The sequence below is a fragment of the Pseudactinotalea sp. genome (genome assembly GCF_048594945.1).
In the GTDB taxonomy this organism is placed as follows: domain Bacteria; phylum Actinomycetota; class Actinomycetes; order Actinomycetales; family Beutenbergiaceae; genus Pseudactinotalea.
Genome location: NZ_JBMDXJ010000419.1, coordinates 1 through 2602, shown reverse-complemented (window position 1 = coordinate 2602; position 2602 = coordinate 1). Strand labels below are relative to the sequence as shown.

Annotated in this window: 1 protein-coding gene and 1 pseudogene; both read left to right on the top strand. The window is 64.1% G+C overall.

The window, feature by feature from the left end; translation table 11 throughout:
- Positions 1–526, top strand: a pseudogene (locus ACOJSN_RS19215) (alpha-1,4-glucan--maltose-1-phosphate maltosyltransferase); the annotation flags it as partial.
- 4 nt (positions 527–530) lie between these two features.
- The coding region (gene glgB, locus ACOJSN_RS19210; RefSeq protein WP_420114095.1) for a 1,4-alpha-glucan branching protein GlgB at positions 531–2602 on the top strand (2072 nt) is incomplete at its 3' end.

The following is a 2602-nucleotide window of genomic DNA, read 5'->3' as shown; positions in this document are numbered from 1 at the left end:
GAGCCCAACGTGGGGCATGTACTCCGGCTACGAACTGTTCGAGCACCGTGCCGTGCGTGAGGGCAGTGAGGAGTACCTGAACTCGGAGAAATACGAACTTCGGCCGCGTGACTTCGACGCGGCGCTGGCCGACGGGGAGTCGCTCGAACCGTTCATCACCCGACTCAACGAGATCCGCCGCGTGCATCCGGCGCTGCAGCAGCTCCGAACCATCACCTTCCACCACATCGACAACGACGCCCTGCTGGCTTACAGCAAGTTCGATCCGTCGACCGGCGACCAGGTCCTGGTAGTCGTGACCATCAATCCGTTCGGCCCGGAGGACGGCACGCTGTGGCTCGACATGGGCGCCCTCGGCATGGAGCAGCAGGACCGCTTCTGGGTGCGTGACGAGATCACCGGCGAGGAATACCAGTGGGGTCAGAGCAATTACGTGCGTCTTGACCCCGCCAGAGCGGTCGCCCACGTTCTGAACATGCCGCACGTTCCGGTCGATCAACGAAACAATCTGCTGCGTAGGGAGTGAGGACATGACCAACGCGTCCAACCTGGAGAACCAGATCGACAGCCCGCATCTTCGGCCGCACACCGCCGACCTCAATCGATTGCTGGCCGCCGAACATCACGACCCGCACTCGGTCCTCGGCGCGCACGAGTTCGGGGACCACACGGTGATCCGTGCCTACCGTCCACACGCCGTGTCCGTCGAAGCGCTGATCGGTGGCAACAGGTACCCGATGCAGCACATCGAATCCGGACTGTTCGCCGTCGCGGTTCCGTTCACCGACCTCATCGACTATCGGTTGGCGATCCGGTACTCCGACGACGATTCGGCGTTCGTGCACACCGTCGCCGACGCGTACCGCTTCCTGCCGACCCTGGGCGAGATAGACCTGCATCTGTTCGGCGAGGGCCGCCACGAACGCCTGTGGGAGATTCTCGGCGCACATCGGCGCACGTTCACGACCGCCGACGGAGACGTCAGTGGCGTGTCGTTCGCGGTGTGGGCACCGAACGCCAAGGGCGTCAGCGTCACCGGGGACTTCAACCACTGGGGAAACGAGGCGCAGATGCGTGTGCTCGGGTCCACCGGCGTGTGGGAGGTGTTCTGGCCGAACTTCCCCGACGGAGGACTCTACAAATTCCGCGTGCACGGCGCCGACGGTTCGGTCGTCGATCGTGCGGACCCGATGGCGTTCGCGACCGAGATACCGCCCCAGACTGCGTCGAAGGTGTTCGAGACCGACTACACCTGGGATGACGCGGAGTGGATGGACGGCCGCACGATGCGCAATCCCGTGTTCGAGCCGATGAGCACCTACGAGGTGCACCTGGGTTCCTGGCGACCGGGACTGAGCTACACTGAACTGGCCGATCAGCTCACCGAATACGTTGTGCAACACGGCTTCACCCACGTCGAGATGCTCCCCGTCGCCGAGCACCCGTTCGGTGGATCGTGGGGATACCAGGTCACGTCCTACTACGCCCCGTCCTCGCGGTTCGGCTCACCCGACGAGTTCAGGTATCTCGTCGACGCGCTGCACCGCGCCGGGATCGGCGTGATCGTCGACTGGGTGCCCGCCCACTTCCCCAAGGACTCGTGGGCGTTGGGGCGCTTCGACGGAACCGCGCTCTACGAGCACGGCGACCCGCGGCGCGGAGAGCAGTTGGACTGGGGTACCTACGTTTTCGACTTCGGCCGCGCGGAGGTGCGCAACTTCCTGGTCGCCAACGCTCTGTACTGGCTGCAGGAGTACCACATCGACGGTCTACGCGTGGACGCCGTGGCCTCGATGCTCTACCTCGACTACTCCCGCCCGGAGGGTGGTTGGTCGCCGAACATCTACGGTGGCCGGGAGAACCTCGAAGCGGTGCAGTTCCTTCAGGAGATGAACGCGACCGTCCACAAGATCAACCCCGGCATCGTCACCATCGCCGAGGAGTCCACCTCGTGGCCGGGCGTGACGCGTCCGACAAACCTTGGCGGCCTCGGCTTCTCCATGAAGTGGAACATGGGCTGGATGAACGACACACTGGAGTTCATCAAGCGCGACCCGATCCATCGCAGTTACCACCACGGTGAGATCACGTTCTCGATGATTTACGCCTTCAGTGAGAACTTCGTGCTGCCGATCTGCCTCGACGATGTCGTGCACGGCAAGGGGACGCTGTGGGGGCGGATGCCCGGCAACGACCACATGAAGGCCGCCGGCATCCGCAGTCTGCTGGCCTATCAGTGGGCCCACCCGGGCAAGCAGTTGTTGTTCATGGGCCAGGAATTCGGGCAGCGCGCCGAGTGGTCCGAGGAGCGTGGGGTCGACTGGTTCCAGCTCGACGAGCAGGGCTTCTCCGACGGGATCCTTCGCATGCTGAGCGACACCAACGAGATCTACAAGGACCGGCGTGCACTGTGGTCCCGTGACACCCAGCCCGAGGGTTACTCGTGGATCGATGCCAACGATTCGGCCAACAATGTGCTCAGCTTCCTGAGGTTCGGCGACGACGGATCGATGATGGCCTGCGTCTTCAACTTCTCGGGCGCCGAGCACAGCAGGTACCGGCTCGGCCTGCCGCACGCGGGCACCTGGCGCGAGGTGCTCAA